18 protein-coding genes are annotated in these 15,354 nt (G+C 33.5%); 7 read left to right on the top strand and 11 right to left on the bottom strand.

The annotated features are described in order from the left end of the window. Positions 1 to 71: 71 nt before the first annotated feature. On the top strand, positions 72 to 1,400 hold the full coding sequence (fucP, locus tag B6A10_RS07685) for an L-fucose:H+ symporter permease (RefSeq protein ID WP_188220407.1): 1,329 nt from the start codon (positions 72 to 74) through the stop codon (positions 1,398 to 1,400). Between the two features lie 98 nt (positions 1,401 to 1,498). On the opposite strand, the gene B6A10_RS07680 is transcribed toward fucP, so the two are convergent. From B6A10_RS07680 to B6A10_RS07660, 5 genes are all read right to left on the bottom strand, one after another. Then, a complete protein-coding gene (locus B6A10_RS07680; protein ID WP_188220406.1) occupies positions 1,499 to 2,962 on the bottom strand; it encodes a magnesium chelatase in 1,464 nt (487 codons plus the stop codon). A 105-nt stretch (positions 2,963 to 3,067) separates the two neighbouring features. Further along, entirely contained in the window at positions 3,068 to 4,186 is a 1,119-nt protein-coding gene (locus B6A10_RS07675) for a vWA domain-containing protein (RefSeq protein ID WP_026714383.1), read from the bottom strand. Positions 4,187 to 4,308: 122 nt separating this feature from the next. After that, the gene (locus tag B6A10_RS07670; protein ID WP_188220405.1) at positions 4,309 to 4,683 is read right to left on the bottom strand and encodes a YchJ family protein; all 375 of its coding nucleotides are present in this window, start codon (positions 4,681 to 4,683) and stop codon (positions 4,309 to 4,311) included. A 10-nt stretch (positions 4,684 to 4,693) separates the two neighbouring features. Continuing rightward, positions 4,694 to 4,924 carry a hypothetical protein gene (locus B6A10_RS07665; protein ID WP_055092151.1) on the bottom strand — a complete coding sequence of 77 codons (231 nt, stop codon included), beginning with the start codon at positions 4,922 to 4,924 and terminating at the stop codon, positions 4,694 to 4,696. A gap of 2 nt (positions 4,925 to 4,926) precedes the next feature. Then, the gene (locus tag B6A10_RS07660) at positions 4,927 to 5,079 is read right to left on the bottom strand and encodes a hypothetical protein (RefSeq protein ID WP_188220404.1); all 153 of its coding nucleotides are present in this window, start codon (positions 5,077 to 5,079) and stop codon (positions 4,927 to 4,929) included. Between the two features lie 412 nt (positions 5,080 to 5,491). Between B6A10_RS07660 and B6A10_RS07655 the strand changes: the two genes are divergently transcribed. Together B6A10_RS07655 and B6A10_RS07650 are read left to right on the top strand one after the other, a co-directional pair. After that, the gene (locus tag B6A10_RS07655; RefSeq protein WP_188220403.1) at positions 5,492 to 7,747 is read left to right on the top strand and encodes a PAS domain S-box protein; all 2,256 of its coding nucleotides are present in this window, start codon (positions 5,492 to 5,494) and stop codon (positions 7,745 to 7,747) included. Continuing rightward, positions 7,744 to 8,136 (top strand): response regulator, encoded by a 393-nt coding sequence (locus B6A10_RS07650; RefSeq protein WP_026714380.1) that lies wholly within the window; start codon positions 7,744 to 7,746, stop codon positions 8,134 to 8,136. Before B6A10_RS07655 ends, B6A10_RS07650 begins: the two co-directional genes overlap by 4 nt. Here the strand turns inward: B6A10_RS07650 and B6A10_RS07645 are convergent. Beyond that, positions 8,133 to 8,693: a hypothetical protein gene (locus B6A10_RS07645; protein WP_188220402.1), complete on the bottom strand. Its 561-nt coding sequence runs from the start codon at positions 8,691 to 8,693 to the stop codon at positions 8,133 to 8,135. The genes B6A10_RS07650 and B6A10_RS07645 overlap by 4 nt on opposite strands. Positions 8,694 to 8,777: 84 nt before the next feature. On the opposite strand from B6A10_RS07645, the gene B6A10_RS07640 reads away from it, so the two are divergent. Then, positions 8,778 to 9,026 (top strand): hypothetical protein, encoded by a 249-nt coding sequence (locus B6A10_RS07640; protein WP_188220401.1) that lies wholly within the window; start codon positions 8,778 to 8,780, stop codon positions 9,024 to 9,026. 157 nt (positions 9,027 to 9,183) lie between these two features. Further along, on the top strand, positions 9,184 to 9,624 hold the full coding sequence (locus B6A10_RS07635) for a KTSC domain-containing protein (RefSeq protein ID WP_055092157.1): 441 nt from the start codon (positions 9,184 to 9,186) through the stop codon (positions 9,622 to 9,624). 81 nt (positions 9,625 to 9,705) lie between these two features. On the opposite strand, the gene B6A10_RS07630 is transcribed toward B6A10_RS07635, so the two are convergent. Further along, positions 9,706 to 10,395, bottom strand: coding sequence for an SIMPL domain-containing protein (locus B6A10_RS07630; RefSeq protein WP_188220400.1), 690 nt, complete (start codon positions 10,393 to 10,395; stop codon positions 9,706 to 9,708). Positions 10,396 to 10,441: 46 nt separating this feature from the next. Then, positions 10,442 to 11,080: a rhomboid family intramembrane serine protease gene (locus B6A10_RS07625; RefSeq protein WP_055092160.1), complete on the bottom strand. Its 639-nt coding sequence runs from the start codon at positions 11,078 to 11,080 to the stop codon at positions 10,442 to 10,444. A 113-nt stretch (positions 11,081 to 11,193) separates the two neighbouring features. Between B6A10_RS07625 and B6A10_RS07620 the strand changes: the two genes are divergently transcribed. Further along, entirely contained in the window at positions 11,194 to 12,066 is an 873-nt protein-coding gene (locus B6A10_RS07620; protein WP_055092162.1) for a lysophospholipid acyltransferase family protein, read from the top strand. Positions 12,067 to 12,135: 69 nt separating this feature from the next. Here the strand turns inward: B6A10_RS07620 and B6A10_RS07615 are convergent, their stop codons facing one another. The 3 genes from B6A10_RS07615 to B6A10_RS07605 all read right to left on the bottom strand — a co-directional run bounded on the left by B6A10_RS07615 (position 12,136) and on the right by B6A10_RS07605 (position 14,591). Then, positions 12,136 to 12,708: a porin family protein gene (locus B6A10_RS07615; protein ID WP_188220399.1), complete on the bottom strand. Its 573-nt coding sequence runs from the start codon at positions 12,706 to 12,708 to the stop codon at positions 12,136 to 12,138. Between the two features lie 12 nt (positions 12,709 to 12,720). Then, entirely contained in the window at positions 12,721 to 13,467 is a 747-nt protein-coding gene (locus tag B6A10_RS07610) for a membrane metalloprotease (RefSeq protein WP_188220398.1), read from the bottom strand. Positions 13,468 to 13,547: 80 nt separating this feature from the next. Beyond that, the gene (locus B6A10_RS07605; protein ID WP_188220397.1) at positions 13,548 to 14,591 is read right to left on the bottom strand and encodes a hypothetical protein; all 1,044 of its coding nucleotides are present in this window, start codon (positions 14,589 to 14,591) and stop codon (positions 13,548 to 13,550) included. Between the two features lie 236 nt (positions 14,592 to 14,827). On the opposite strand from B6A10_RS07605, the gene B6A10_RS07600 reads away from it, so the two are divergent. Next, positions 14,828 to 15,343: an RNA polymerase sigma factor gene (locus B6A10_RS07600; RefSeq protein WP_188220396.1), complete on the top strand. Its 516-nt coding sequence runs from the start codon at positions 14,828 to 14,830 to the stop codon at positions 15,341 to 15,343. Positions 15,344 to 15,354: the final 11 nt, after the last annotated feature.

The following is a 15,354-nucleotide window of genomic DNA, read 5'->3' as shown; positions in this document are numbered from 1 at the left end:
AACAAATCATAAGTTTCTTATGCTTTGTTCTTTTTTTTTACCAATCAACCAATTTTATTAAATTTATAAAAATGAATCAATCCACTTCAATTGCGGTTGTAAAAAAGGATTTACTTTTTCCTTTTATCATCATCACTTCATTATTTGCTTTATGGGGAGTTGCCAATGATTTAACCAATCCTATGGTTTCTGCTTTCAAAAAAGTAATGCCTGAATTATCAAATACTCAGGCTTCATTAGTCCAATTTGCTTTCTACTTTGGTTATTTTTTCATGGCATTACCCGCCGCTTTATTCATCAGAAAGTACAGTTATAAATCCGGAATCATTTTAGGCTTATGTCTGTATGCTACTGGTGCTTTCTTATTTTATCCTGCAGCAGCCTATCAGGATTATAATTTCTTCCTAATCTCTCTTTGGGTAATCACCTGTGGATTAGCCTTTTTAGAAACAACATCTAATCCTTTAATTTTAGCTTTAGGTGATAGCGAAACAGCTACCCGAAGATTGAATCTCGCTCAATCTTTTAATCCTGTAGGTTCTTTAATGGGAATGGTGGTAGCTCAACAATTTGTTATTTCAGCGCTTCGATCCGACGATAAAGATGCTTCTGGAGCCTTAATTTACGATACACTATCTGATACCGCCAAAGCAAGTATTCGCGAAAATGATTTAGGAGTAATTAGTGTTCCTTATATCATATTAGGTCTAGTTGTTTTGAGTATTATGGCAATTATTCTTTTTACTAAAATTCCAAAAACTGCCGATCATGATAAAATGTCTATTTCGGAATCTTTTAAAAAGTTATTCGCAAATAAAACCTATATTCAAGGCGTAATTGCGCAGGCATTTTATGTAGGCGCTCAAATTATGTGTTGGACTTTTATATTTCAATACGTAGATAATATTAACGAAGGCTTACCACAAGAACAACAACTTACTGCGTCCTGGTATAATATTTCGGCAATGATTATTTTTCTGAGCGGAAGATGGATAGGAACAGCTCTTATGAGAACGATTAATCCGTCTAAAATATTAATGCTTTTTGGTATTGGCGGTGTTTGCTGTTGTGCCGGAGCTATTTTGTTACCGGGAACTATTGGGCTTTATTCTTTAATTGGAATTTCTTTATTCATGTCAATTATGTTCCCTACTATTTATGGAATTGCGTTAAAAGGAATGGGTGACGAAGCTAAAATAGGTTCGGCCGGATTAGTAATGGCGATTGTAGGAGGTGCTTTAATGCCGGTTTTACAAGGAAGCGTTTTAGACTGGGGAGGTCCCGGATTTTCAGATGTGAAAGTTTTAGGTTTTATTCCGGAAGTTAACTTTTCATTTATTTTACCGCTCATTTGCCTTGCTGTAGTAGCAAATTATGGAAGAATGACACTTAAGAAATAATTCTTATCTACATCATATAAAAAGTTCTTCATTTATAAATATGTAAATGAAGAACTTTTTGATTTTAAGTAATTTACCAAAACTTAATTATTCTAAAATTACAACTTACTGATGTAACTTCCATAAATATCCTTAAACTGATAGCCTTCAGAAATTCTATCCTTGCTTAATTTTCGAAATTCAACCAATCCCCAAAGCACAAATTCTTTCATGAATAACTTATCTTCTTTAACTAAATCAGCCTGGTATTTTTTTAATAATATTTCTAAAGGAACTATAGCTGCTAAAATGTTTTGATATTCCTCATCAGAACAGTCATCCAACAATTCAAAACCATTTTCGGCAAAAAACCATTCTATCAAATCAGAATAGGCTGTTTTTTCATTCGGTTTTTCTAATTTTTCAATTTTAGGAAAATAATTTGGGAATAAAGTGCGAACCGCAGCTGCAATTAAGCGCTCGGCTACAGCAGCAGCTCCCTCCTGCTCTCCTTCGTAAACCAACTCTACTTTTCCGGTAATGGCGGGAATAATTCCCATAAAATCCGACAAACGAACTGTAGTTTGAGTTTCTCCTGATTTCAATGCGCGACGTTCAGCAGTGCTGATTAAATTTTCATAAGCCGTGATACTCATACGGGCACTTACACCACTTTTATGATCGACATACTCACTTTCTCTGGCTTCAAAACTTATTTGTTCCAATAAATCTTTGGCTAACGAAGGCACATAAACGGTGTTATTCTGATTAGAATCAAATTGAGCTTCCTGTTCAGTAATGGTTCTGGCAATTTGAATATTTTCGGGATAATGTGTTAAAATTTGAGAACCAATTCGGTCTTTCAACGGTGTTACAATACTTCCTCTGTTAGTATAATCTTCCGGATTGGCCGTAAATACAAATTGCATATCCAATGGCATTCGCAACTTAAAACCTCTGATTTGAATATCGCCTTCCTGCAAAATATTAAACAGCGCCACCTGAATTCGGGCTTGCAAATCAGGCAATTCATTTATCACAAAAATACAACGATTGGCACGCGGAATCATCCCAAAATGAATCACACGGTCATCTGCATAAGACAATTTCAAATTAGCTGCTTTAATTGGATCAACATCCCCTATTAAATCAGCCACGGTAACATCAGGTGTGGCTAATTTTTCATAGAAACGCTCACTTCGGTGCAACCATGAAATTGGGGTTTCATCACCTTTGGCAATAATTAAATCCTTAGCAAATCGGGAAATAGGATTAAATGGATCGTCATTAATTTCAGAACCACTTACATACGGAATGTATTCATCCAACAATTCGACCATTTTACGCGCCAGTCGGGTTTTAGCCTGACCACGAAGTCCTAATAAATTGATATTATGACGCGAAAGAATCGCTCGTTCCAATTCCGGAATCACCGTATTTTCAAATCCATGAATTCCTTCAAAAGTTGGACTCCCTGATTTGATTTTCTCCCGAAGATTATCTCTCAATTCGTCTTTAATACTTTTACTTTGATAACCAGATGCCCTTAACTCACCTAAAGTATTTATATTTTCTATTTCCATGTTTAATTTAAATTGAAATATTTAAAAGATTAAATAATTAAAAAATGGTTTCCATTTTCATTATTTCTAACATCTTTTCTCTTGCTTCTTACTTCTATTTTCTAATTACTTAATTCTTTTCTTCCGATTGGTTTCATAATCTTCAAAAATCATTTCACCCAAACCTTTCAAACCGGTATAAAACGCTTTTCCCTGATTGGCTTCGGTGAATCTTTTGACAAATTTTTGCAAATAAGGATCACTCGCAATCATAAAAGTGGTGATGGGAATATGCAATTTCCGGGCTTGTTGCGCCTGCGTATAACATTTATCCACAATGTATTCATCCAACCCATTACTGTTCATATAATACGAACCATCCCGCTCTTTAACGCAGCTTGGTTTACCATCGGTAATCATAAAAATTTGCTTGTTGGTGTTGCGTTTTCTGCGTAACATATCCATCGCCAATTGCAAACCGGCAACCGTATTGGTGTGAAAGGGTCCAACTTTTAAATAAGGTAAATCTTTGATAGCTATGGGCCAGGCATCATTTCCAAAAACCAAAATATCGAGCGTATCTTTAGGATAACGTGTGGTAATTAATTCAGCCAAAGCCATCGCCACTTTCTTGGCGGGAGTTATCCGGTCTTCGCCATACAAAATCATACTGTGGCTAATATCAATCATCAAAACCGTACTCATCTGGGCTTTGTATTGCGCATCTTCAACTACCAAATCATTTTCAGTGAGCATAAAATCGGCAACACCATTATTGATTTGGGCATTTCGCAAACTTTCAGTCAACGAAATTCGCTCCAAACTGTCTCCAAAATGAAATTCACGAAATTCTCCCGTGTGTTCATCGCCACTGCCGGAATATTTGGTTTTATGATTTCCGTTTCCGGAGCGTTTTAATTTCCCAAAAATCTGATCCAGGGCTTGCTGACGAATGGCTCTTTCGGTTTTTGCAGTAATTCCTAATCCGGAAGTTCCATCTTCTTTGACTTCATCTTTAATATAACCTTTCTTCTTTAGGTCTTCAATAAAATCATCAATGGTATAATTTTCGTCGGTTAACTTGTATTCTTTATCTAATTCGCGCAACCAACTGATAGCTTCGTCAAAATCTCCCGAAGTATAAGTGATTAATTCTTTGAAAATTTCAAATAATTTATCAAATGGAGACTGATTAGGAGCCTGATACTGTTTAAAATAGAATCCTTTTTTAATACTGTTTTCCATAGTCTTTAAAATTACAGCATTTTAAAGAGTACTTCAAGCAAACAATTATTAATTTTTAGTTAAAAAGAACTCAGACAATTTCAATGACAATTTCAAAAAAACTAGTTCTTCAATTAAGGGAATTAATAATACTCCCCGTCAACATAATACCAAATCCCATCTTCCTGAGCGAAAGTGGAAAATTCATGATGAATATGCTGTTTTTCATTGGAATCCAAATAATAAGCTTTAAACTCAACAGTTGTTGAAGTAGCGTTTAAAACTTCTAATTTTTGCCATTGGTTAGCCGTAGCCCAAAGCAAAATATTCGCTTTAGAATGCAGCGCTCTTTGAGAAACATGGGTCGTTGCCACCAAATAATCCGCCTGATGAGTAGCATAAGCACTATATCGGGAACGCATTAATGCTTCGGCTGTGGGTGCATTTTTTTGACCTTTAATATAAGGTTCACAACAATCTTTAAATTGTTTTTGAGAATTACAATAACATAAATTCATCCTGAAAATCTTAAGCCTGACCGTTAAGAGCTACTATTTTTTGATACAGTTGATTTAACAACACCTGATATTTACTTAGCTCAATTAAATCCTCATCTTCATCACTGGTGTCCAGTAAATCATCCAGTTGCTCGCTTACGTCAACTAATTTATTATTGGCTTCTTTGGCATTTTTTGCCGCGATTAAATCAATTATTTCCTGAACTTCCGCTTTTAGCGAAGCATATTTATCGTTTGTCATTTTTATTTGTTTTCTTCGTTTTTATCTTCATTAAATTTCTTCACCATCTCTTTCAACTTTTCTTTTCTAAGCATTTCGGCCTTCTTAGCTTTGGCTTGCGCCTTATGCAACTTATCGTTATGCTTCTTTATATTCTTTTCATTATTTCTTCCCATAACTTTATTATTGGCTAAAATAAAAACTGCTATTTTGGCGTTTCTTCACTAAAAAAAGCATCTTATTTGAGACATTAAATTCAGTTCTCAAAATTACTTATTTTTTATTCTTTTTTTGACAAATTATCGGGATTTAAAACATAAAATTAAACTGATTAAATCACCGTAAAAAAAACACTTCTGTGTCATTATTTATTAATTATTTTTATTAGTTTTGGACTAAACACAAGCTGTTTTATTGAATGTTTTTTATCATTTCCCAGAAAAAAATGATAAATTAATCCTTATTACTGATTTTATATAATAAAAAATGAATCTAACAAAGTCGTTACTAAGTCATAACAAATGGTTTACATTAAAGCCGAAATTGACGGGGATTTTTGTTTTTTTATTTTTTTGTATAATCTTTTCTTTGATTATTTCACAACAATATCATATCGCTCAGAAAGCTAAAGATGATGAGATGAGTGGAATTCTTCAAAACATTCATAAAAGCATAGAACAATCCTTAAAAGATAATTATGTTGGCGCTTTAACACTGGCTTTAACGATTAACGACAAAGGGATTCCTGAAAATTTTGAAGCCGTTGGAAAACAAATTCTGGCTAATGACGAATATATAGATGCCGTTCAATTAGTCCCTGACGGCATTATCCGTTATACTTATCCATTAGAAGGAAATGAGGCCGCTATAGGAATCAATTTACTCAAAGATGAAAAATACCGACATGAGGCTTTGAAAGCCATTCAAACCCGAAAAATGTATTTTGCAGGCCCTTTTGAATTAAAACAAGGCGGATTAGGGATTTTAGGCCGTTTGGCTATTTATAAAAACAACAAATTTTGGGGATTTTCGGCTGTCATTATTCGCTTCGAAACCTTATTGAACAATCCCGAAATTAAAAACATCGACCATTCGAGATATGCTTTTCAAATTTCTAAATTCAGCAGTATTACCCAAAAAGAAAATTTCTTTTTAGGCTCTAATCAAAAACCGGATCCTAAAAATACCGTTACTGCTTTTGTACCGGATGGTGACTGGAAACTTTATTTGATTGACAAACAGCCTAACGAATTTTTTGCAGCTTATATACTTAAAGGAATTTTGGGCTTTATAACGGCGCTTCTTATAGGATTTTTAACGACTGCTTTTTTCAAAAAACCAGCCGAATTAGAAAAACTACTCAAAAAACAAGCTGATGAACTTTTAAAAAACGAAATAAAATTTAAAAGTGTTTTTGATCAGGCAGCCGTAGGAATCACTTATGTAGATACGGTTACGGGACAACTTTTAGAAGCTAATAAAAAATATTGTGATTTATTAGGCTATACTGAAGAGGAAATAAAACAAAAAAACATAATAACGATAATCCATCCCGATGATTTAAAAAAGTCTTTTAAAAATTTTGAAAAATTAAAAAAAGGAATCATTCGTGAATATTCAACTGAAAGAAGACACATTACAAAATCAAATGACACCATTTGGATTAAACTTACCATTTCTCCACTTTGGGAAATAAACGGAATTCCAACTAATCATATTGCTATAGCCGAAGATGTAACCGAACGCAAACTTGCCGAACAAGTTATATTAGATTCACAAAAAAGAATGGAATCACTTATCAATACTATTGATGGAATTGTTTGGGAATGTAATGCCGAAAATTTTGAATTTACTTTTGTAAGCAAAAAAGTAGAATCCATTTTAGGGTATACCTCTGAAGAATGGCTTAAAACGTCTAATTTCTGGGTAGATCATATTTATCCCGAAGACAAAGACTATGCTGCTAATTTTTGCGTAGATCAAACCAAAAAATTAAAAAATCATGATTTTGAATACCGAATGATTGCTAAAGACGGTTCGGTTGTTTGGGTACGCGATATAGTAAATGTAATCTCTGAAAACGGAAAAGCCAAAAAGCTAAGAGGAATTATTATTGATGTAAGTAAAAACAAAGAGACTGAAAAAGATTTAAACAACTCGTTTAACTTAGTAACAGAACAAAATAAGAGACTACTCAATTTTTCGTATATTGTATCCCATAATTTAAGATCACATACCAGTAATATTTCTTCGATTGTAGATTTAATCGATAATTCGGAATCTGAAGAAGAGAAAGAAGAAATGATTCAACTCTTAAAATCCGTTTCTGATTCATTAAACGAAACGATGTTGAATCTAAATGAAGTGGTCAATATTCAAACCAATATAGGCATTGTAACCGAACAACTGAATTTAAAACAATATTTAGACAACACACTGGCCGTACTTGCGGATCAAATTGAATTGAAAGGCATTAAAATAATTAATTCAATTAAAGAGGATATTGAAGTTATTTACAATCCGGCTTATCTGGAAAGTATTTTATACAATCTTATCTCCAATGCCATCCGATACAGTCACCCTGAAAAACACCCAATAATCACTATTGATTGTTATACAGAACACAACAAAACGGTACTTAAAATATCGGATAACGGAATTGGGATTGATTTAGCCAAAAACGGTCACAAAATATTTGGAATGTATAAAAAATTCAGCACTCATAAAGACTCAAGAGGTATTGGATTATTTATTACCAAAAATCAAATTGACGCTATGGGCGGTAGTATAACCGTGGAGAGCGAACCCAATTTAGGTACAACTTTTAAAGTGTATATATCATGACAGAAAAAACTATTTGGGTTGTAGATGATGATCCTATTTATCAAATCATCATGAAAAAAATCATCCTTAAATCAGGGATTTTTTCGGCTGTACGCTCTTTTTCAAACGGAAAAGAGGCTATTGATGTTTTAAGAAGCAATATTCTGAAACAGAAAACACACCCCAATATTATTCTGTTAGACATCGAAATGCCGGTTTTGGACGGTTGGGGATTTATGGATGAAATTGCCACATTGAAACCTCAAATTACAGGCGAAATTCAAATTTATATTTCCAGTTCTTCCATTGCCATACAGGACAAAGAAAGAGCTAAATACAATCCGGATATTTTTGGATATATGTCTAAACCAATCAGTCTTGAAGATTTGGTTAAAATTTCAGCTGTTTAAGATTCTAATTTTTCTGCTACTTCTCTTTTTATTTCTTCCAGACTCTTATTGGTATAAATCAATTCATCAATAATTAATTTTCGCAAAAGACCAATATCATCGCAATCAAAATGTTTCGCCCAGGAGCTGAGTTCAATCAAATTCCGAATTTGTTTAATTCTTTTCGTGGTGGCTAAACTGGTACGAAGTACTGCTTGCTGATTGTACTTTGGATTATTTTTATGCTGATAACTAACCGTATTCTTAGCATAATCCATTTCTAAATAATACAACTCGTCTGTAGTGTTATCAGGATAAAAACCATCCCATTTGGCAAAACCAATTTTATATTTAGAAGTCGTTTCGGGTTCCATCGGAATCAGGCGCCATTTGCTGTTAGCCAGTCTTCCCCAGTGATTAGAAATCCGGTACATCCCTTCGGTTGAATAATAATAACTACTCCCCGCCTTGCTTTCAAATTGTTTTTTTAAGCCTTCAATGGCCGCAGGAAGTACTTCGTGAAAAACACAAAAAGTATTTTTAAATGAATTAGGATGTGGTTTGTAATTTTTTTGCATGCTGCAAATATACTTAGAAAGCTTAAAACTCTCTAAAGGCAATATTAATTGATTACCTTTGCACTGAATTTTAAATAAAATATCATGAGCAAGGCTTCAGGAGAAAAGATGTTGCAAAAAGGCGTATTTACAGGGATTATTGAAAAAGATGAAAACAACAACTTTTTTTGTGGAGAATACCTGTTAGATTATAAAATGGTTCAGGCAAAATTTACTGTAGGAGATTGGATAACAATAAAATCAGTAATTGAAAACCCAAGTGACATCAGTTATAAAAAATACCCTAAAAAATCTAAAAATTTCGACAAAGCCAACAACAAGCCGGAACAATAAATACTGATTATCTGATACTTAACTTCAAAAAACTTTTTTCTTTTTTTTAAATGAAAAATTGAAAACTTAAAAAAAAGTGTACCTTTGCAAAAATTTTGTCAAATACGAAACCAAAAATAATTGGTTATAAACTAAAAGACAAGTAGTTACATAATTTATGAAAAAAATAGTTGAATACCGCAAGCTCTTAAATGTTGATAAAACTGTACAGCTAAAAGAATTGAAAACCATTTATCGTAACGCGATGAAAGAAGCTCACCCTGATAAATTTCAAGGAGATGAGGCTGGTTTAAAAGCAGCTGAAGAAAATAGTAAAAAAATCATTGAAGCTTACCACCATTTAGTAAGCATCAATCCTGAAACTATCAAACAAAACTTGCCGGAATATCAGGAAACTATTGCAACTGCAACCATTACAGATTATAAATTTGAAGAAGCAAGACTAATTGTGAACTTTTCAAACGGTAGTGTTTACGAATACATCAGTGTTCCTAAAGCTACTTATGTAAAAATGGTTAATGCTGATTCTCCAGCTCGTTTTGCTAAAAGACATGTTTTTGGTTCTTTCCCATACAGAAAAGTAACTAATCAGGATTAATTAAGATTAATCTCAAAATATAAAAAAGCCCGTAAAATCATGTTTTACGGGCTTTTTCATTTCCATTTCCTTATATTATTTTTATTCCAAAATAAAATTCACACTTACATTAGCCGTAATTGTAATTTCTCCCATAGCCAGAGTTTCTCTTGGAGCAGCATCACTTTCCATTGCCATTGTTTTAAATCGGGCGTAAACCGGTTGCGCCGTATAACTTTGAGTATTGTCTGAAATTGTCAAAGCGCGTCCTACTTTTTGACCTAAAACCGAAACATAGTCTTCTGCCTTATGTTTGGCTTCTTTCATCGCTAATTTTCTCGCTTCCGATTCGTATTGCGCTAATTTAGACGATTGAAAAACCACATTATCAATTCGGTTAATTCCCTGATTGACCAAACCTTCCATTAATTCGTCATATTTATTCAAATCTCTAACGATAATTTCGATAGTCTGAGTAGCATTATAAGAAGTTTTCTTTTTCTCGTAATCATATTGCGGATTCAAGCTTACACGTTGGGTTCGGTAATCTGCTGGAGCCAAATTCATTTTCTTGATGAGTTTTAAAACAGCGTCAATTTTTTCGTCGTTTTCTTTTTTAACATCTTTGGCGACGTTTCCTTTGGTTTCTACCGAAACTGAAACCGTTGCCTCATCCGGGATTACTTTTACTTTACCTTCTCCTGAAACGGTAATTTGAGGAACTGGTTTTGTTTCCTGACCATAAGATAAAGTCATTAACATCAAGGCTAAAAATACTATTGTTCTTTTCATGTTTATATTTTTTAAAATTTATAGAAAGCAACCAAAAGTTGTGCCATTAAAACTTCTTCATCTTTATTAAAATGAAAAGAAGCACTATCGGAATCGTTAACAAACTGACCATCAACGGATGTAACACTAACAAATCCGGATAAACTAATAAGGTAATTAAATAGCCGCCAATAGCTCCGCCAAAATGTGCCGTATGTCCTATACCGTCATTTTTGGCTTTCATTCCGTAAATGGAATACAACAAATACAAAATTCCAAAAACATAAGCCGGCATCGGAATTACAAAAAAGATTCCCAACATCATATCAGGACGCAACAAAATGGCCGAATATAAAACTCCTGTAACCGCCCCCGAAGCTCCGATTGCCCGGTAATTGTACTCGTTTTTATGGATAACCAAAGTAAGCAAACTTCCAAAAATTAAACTCGCAAAATAAATGATTACAAACATCAAATTTCCTAAATAAGAACTCACAACCGGAGCAAAAAAGAAAAGTGTAATCATATTAAAAGCCAAATGTCCCAAATCGGCATGAAGAAAACCGGAAGTGATCATTCGAATTTGTTCTCCGGAACGAATTCGCCCAATATGGAATTCGTATTTTCTAAAAAAAGAATAATCATTAAAACCTTTATAACTAAAAAGTATATTGGCAACAATTATTGCAATCAAAAAAGTATTCATAAGTCGTTATTATTTACGAGGGTAAATATAAGAATTCCTTTAGAGGCTTCAGGCATCTGAACACAGTTTATTATGATTGTCATTTTTGACTTATATTTGCTAAAAAAACCTGCATGCAATTTTTAGCCTATATTATCGCTTATCCTCTGCTTTGGCTGATATCGATTTTACCTTTTCGAATATTTTACTGGATTTCTGACCTGGTCTATTTGGTTGTTTACTATATCATTGGCTATCGCAAAAAAACCGTAAAACACAATTTAAAAATTGCTTTGCCGGAACTGAGTGACGAAGAACGTCTACAAATTGAAAAAAAATTCTATCATCATTTTTGTGACTTATTTATGGAAATGGTTAAAACCATGTCTATTTCGGCCGAAGAAATGCAGGAAAGATTTAAAATTACCAATCTGGAATTACTCGAAGAATACGAAGCAAAAAACCGAAGTATTATGGTTTTAGCATCCCATTATGCCAGTTGGGAATGGTTAATAGCCATCAATCTTAAATCTTCTTATCAAGGAGTTGGTGTTTATAAAAAAATTGCCAACCGTTATTTTGACAAACTGGTCAAAGACATTCGTTCTGAATTCAAAACCGAATTAGTATCCACTGACAAAACGATTCCGTTAATGGCGAACAACCAGCGAAAAGGAATTTTGTCACTGTACGGACTGGTTAGTGACCAATCGCCAAAAACCAAACAAATAGCGCATTGGGAAAATTTTATGGGAATGGAAACTCCGGTTCATATTGGTCCGGAATTATTATCTAAAAAATACAATCTGAATGTGGTTTTTGCCAAAGTAACCAAAGTAAAAAGAGGTTATTATGAAGCTACCTTAGTTCCAATAACCGATGATCCAAAATCGCTTCCGAATTACGAAATCATCCATCGCTACATCAAAGAAGTCGAAAAGCAAATTTATGAAGCTCCTGAATATTATTTCTGGACACATAAAAGATGGAAACACCATAAAAACTAAACTAAAAAAGCTTAGCCAAAAAATTAAGGCTAAGCTTTTTTTATATCATTCAATTGACAGATTTGTGGCTTACAAATCAATTCCTAAAGAAAACATCCAAAGTCTGTTTTGGGCTTTCTGTTCGTCATATAAATCTCCTAATCCCAGATGGTATCTTACACCAAGGCTAATTCCTGAATCGGTTTTAATACCCGCTCCAAAATTCATTCCCCAGTCAAAACTATCCGGATTGTATTCCTGAGTACTGCTAAATACTCCGTCATATACTTCTTTATGTGTTACGGCAACTCCTATTTGCGGTCCCGCTTCCAGAAAAAAGTTTCGGGAAGGATAAGCCTTAAACATCACCGGCAAGTTGATATAATTTAACTTTTGGGTAAATTTTCCGGAATTATTAGTCACTTCATAACCCTGTTGCGAAAACAACAACTCCGGCTGAATCGAAAAGGCTTCACTCAGGAAAGATTCTCCATAAATCCCCACATGAAAACCATGACGCTGATCGGTTTCTCCGTCACCATCAAAACTTACGGAAGCCAAATTATAACCCCCTTTAATTCCTACATGTGACTCATTACTATTTTGTGCTTTCATTCCTGCTGTTATTCCAAATAACAACAGTATAATCAATACTTTTTTCATAATTTCTATTTTTTATTTCCCGCCGTTAGCCTGAAGATCGGCAATGCATTGCGCATCCAACTGCGGAATGTTTCCTCCAAAAAGATTAGTCCCTGATTCGGCTTCCCAATACATTAAACAGCTGGACACATTACAATGTCTTTTATGATTTGCATCTTCATGATCTGATTGCATAACGGTTCCGGCATTCGTTAATCCTAAAATATGACCAAATTCATGACTCATAACCGTAGTTTCTAATACTGTTGTACTAGGTTTATTAAGACCGCCACTTAATTTTTTTACTGTATTTTCATAGATTACAAAAGAGGTATTCCTGTAAGCCGTCCCTAAAATAACCGAAGTATCAGTGTCCTTGGAAGATTTAGCATCTGCAAAAAAAGCCCAAACTGCAATTTGACTGCCGTCATTATAAAAAATTCTGTTTGCATTCTCTATTGCAATAATTTGTGCATCTGAATAACTTGCATTACCCGGAGACGGAATGGCTCTTTTTTCAATGGTAATCCCTCCTGATTTATTAATTCGGCTCGTTAAGAAATTTTTAAAATTAGTTATTGCTGTTGCCGAAGGTTCATAGCCTTCTACATAAACCACTTCAATTATCATACTATCAAACTTGTCTTCAGACAATAAATCGTGAGCTGAAGTCCCTAATCCTTTTTGGTTAGCGGATTTACTATTCGTATCTGAATTAGAATCAGAACAAGAGGTTAAGAACAAACAACTTAAAGCAATAACAGCTAAAATTTTCTTCATTTATTTATGTTTTAAAAACGACTTTCTTTTGCAAAATAGAAATTAAAAACAAATTATCTGCAAAAACGAACCTTAAACCTTTAAATTTGCTTCAAAACCAAAGTAATGGCGCTATTCGTTTTACTTTGCAAAGTAATCGTAGAACTTGTAAAGCTACTTACTTTCCATTCGCTGTTAAACAAACTAAAATTAGTACTTCCTGTAAATCCAAATTCTAAATACACTTCAGTTTCAGATGTAACGGAATAAGTTCCCGATGCAATAGTGGTTAATGCATTCATGGATTTTACTTTCCAGTCATTAGCAAAATCAATCGTTGCATTCGTATAATTATTGGCAGAATCAACTCCTGCATTGATAAACGAATTTACTTTAAAAGTACCGTTTACTAAAATAGCCTCTAATTTGGCTTTATTTTCAGCGGCAACTTCCATCGAAGATTCGATAGCTAAAGCAGCATTAACACTGGATTTTAATTCTGAATCACTGTTTACTTCCATCGTAGAATCATCAGCAAGTGTTACTGTAATTGGGTATTTTATTGAATAGTAACCCGTTGCACTTAAATTAGTCATATAGTTAAACAATTGTTGCTCCGTTAAAATCACTACACTTCCTGTTTGTTCTAAACTCGCATCATAAGTTAATATTGTGATTGGGAAACTAATATTTAAAGAAGAAATAGCATCTTTACCATCATCTTCAACTTCACTACAACTATTCACTATTGCATCATATTGGGACTGACTGCTAACAGTAACCTCAGTATAATCACTCATTTTAATTGTTACAGGAAACTGAATTTCTACGGTATCAGTATCATTATTGAATTCGCCAAGAATACTTATTGCGGATTCATAACTCAATTGACTAATAAAATTAACAGTCACTCCGTTTACTTTGGCTACAAAAGGAAATTTTATCGAAGAACAGGACGAACCATCAATAAAATCATCCGATGAACCATCATACATGGAAACTCTTTTCAGATTAGTAGTCGTGGTCGAATTAGCCGTATTCGTATTAGGATTGTCTCCCTGTACGTCATCTACTTCACTTTGGCATGATGTTAAACTAAAAATACTCATCAATGCAATTCCGGTAATCATTTTTAATGTTTTCATAACTTCAAATTTAATATTTTCTAATTGTTAATAATGACGATTTATTCGCATTTCTGATAGTAAGACAACTGAGGTGTTTTTTTCCCCACCCTAAAAATCAAAAAAAATCACAATCAATTTTAAACAACTAAAGACCAATAAATTATACTCTTTTAAATTTTTAGTTTTATTTCAAGTTATACAGTTTAAAAAAAAATAAGCTACTTTTACATTAACCAAATTCCAAACCTACCAGAATGCCAGAGAAAAAAAATAGCCTTTGCGAAGAATCCTATTTTAGTGATTTTTACATCAAAAATATTCAATCGGCTACCAATTTTGCCTACTATAAATCAGGAGACAGCGAAGCAGCTTTGGATTTAGTTCAGGAAGCCTTTGCTAAAATTTGGGAAAATTGTTCTCAAATTGATTTTACCAAAGTCAAAACCTATTTATTTACCTCAATCAATAATCTTTTTCTAAATTCGGTAAAACATCAAAAAGTAGTTTTGGCTTTCGCCAAAGACACTCCGCCTCAGGACAAAACCAATCAGAGTCCGGAATATCTTTTAGAAGAAGAAGAATTTAAAATCAAACTGCAAAACGCCATCGCTTCCTTAAGCCAAGCACAAAGAGAAGTTTTTTTGATGAATCGCATTGACGGAAAAAAATACCGGGAAATTGCCAAAATTTTAGGAATCAGTCAAAAAGCAGTCGAAAAAAGAATGTCGGCAGCTTTAAAAATATTAAAAGAACAAATAGAAAATATTTAATTCACTGAAAG

Origin of the sequence: Flavobacterium pokkalii (genome assembly GCF_014596575.1) — a bacterium.
GTDB lineage: Bacteria > Bacteroidota > Bacteroidia > Flavobacteriales > Flavobacteriaceae > Flavobacterium > Flavobacterium pokkalii.
This window is presented reverse-complemented; position numbering and strand designations above follow the sequence as displayed.

Coding starts and splice junctions, on each gene's coding strand:
- B6A10_RS07680 (WP_188220406.1), bottom strand. CDS start 2,962: ATGGAAATAGAAAATATAAATACTTTAGGTGAGTTAAGGGCATCTGGT.
- B6A10_RS07610 (WP_188220398.1), bottom strand. CDS start 13,467: ATGAAGAAAATTTTAGCTGTTATTGCTTTAAGTTGTTTGTTCTTAACC.
- B6A10_RS07645 (WP_188220402.1), bottom strand. CDS start 8,693: ATGCAAAAAAATTACAAACCACATCCTAATTCATTTAAAAATACTTTT.
- B6A10_RS07675 (WP_026714383.1), bottom strand. CDS start 4,186: ATGGAAAACAGTATTAAAAAAGGATTCTATTTTAAACAGTATCAGGCT.
- B6A10_RS07615 (WP_188220399.1), bottom strand. CDS start 12,708: ATGAAAAAAGTATTGATTATACTGTTGTTATTTGGAATAACAGCAGGA.
- B6A10_RS07630 (WP_188220400.1), bottom strand. CDS start 10,395: ATGAAAAGAACAATAGTATTTTTAGCCTTGATGTTAATGACTTTATCT.
- B6A10_RS07650 (WP_026714380.1), top strand. CDS start 7,744: ATGACAGAAAAAACTATTTGGGTTGTAGATGATGATCCTATTTATCAA.
- B6A10_RS07670 (WP_188220405.1), bottom strand. CDS start 4,683: ATGAATTTATGTTATTGTAATTCTCAAAAACAATTTAAAGATTGTTGT.
- B6A10_RS07605 (WP_188220397.1), bottom strand. CDS start 14,591: ATGAAAACATTAAAAATGATTACCGGAATTGCATTGATGAGTATTTTT.
- B6A10_RS07635 (WP_055092157.1), top strand. CDS start 9,184: ATGAAAAAAATAGTTGAATACCGCAAGCTCTTAAATGTTGATAAAACT.
- B6A10_RS07640 (WP_188220401.1), top strand. CDS start 8,778: ATGAGCAAGGCTTCAGGAGAAAAGATGTTGCAAAAAGGCGTATTTACA.
- B6A10_RS07625 (WP_055092160.1), bottom strand. CDS start 11,080: ATGAATACTTTTTTGATTGCAATAATTGTTGCCAATATACTTTTTAGT.
- B6A10_RS07660 (WP_188220404.1), bottom strand. CDS start 5,079: ATGGGAAGAAATAATGAAAAGAATATAAAGAAGCATAACGATAAGTTG.
- B6A10_RS07665 (WP_055092151.1), bottom strand. CDS start 4,924: ATGACAAACGATAAATATGCTTCGCTAAAAGCGGAAGTTCAGGAAATA.
- B6A10_RS07620 (WP_055092162.1), top strand. CDS start 11,194: ATGCAATTTTTAGCCTATATTATCGCTTATCCTCTGCTTTGGCTGATA.
- fucP (WP_188220407.1), top strand. CDS start 72: ATGAATCAATCCACTTCAATTGCGGTTGTAAAAAAGGATTTACTTTTT.
- B6A10_RS07600 (WP_188220396.1), top strand. CDS start 14,828: ATGCCAGAGAAAAAAAATAGCCTTTGCGAAGAATCCTATTTTAGTGAT.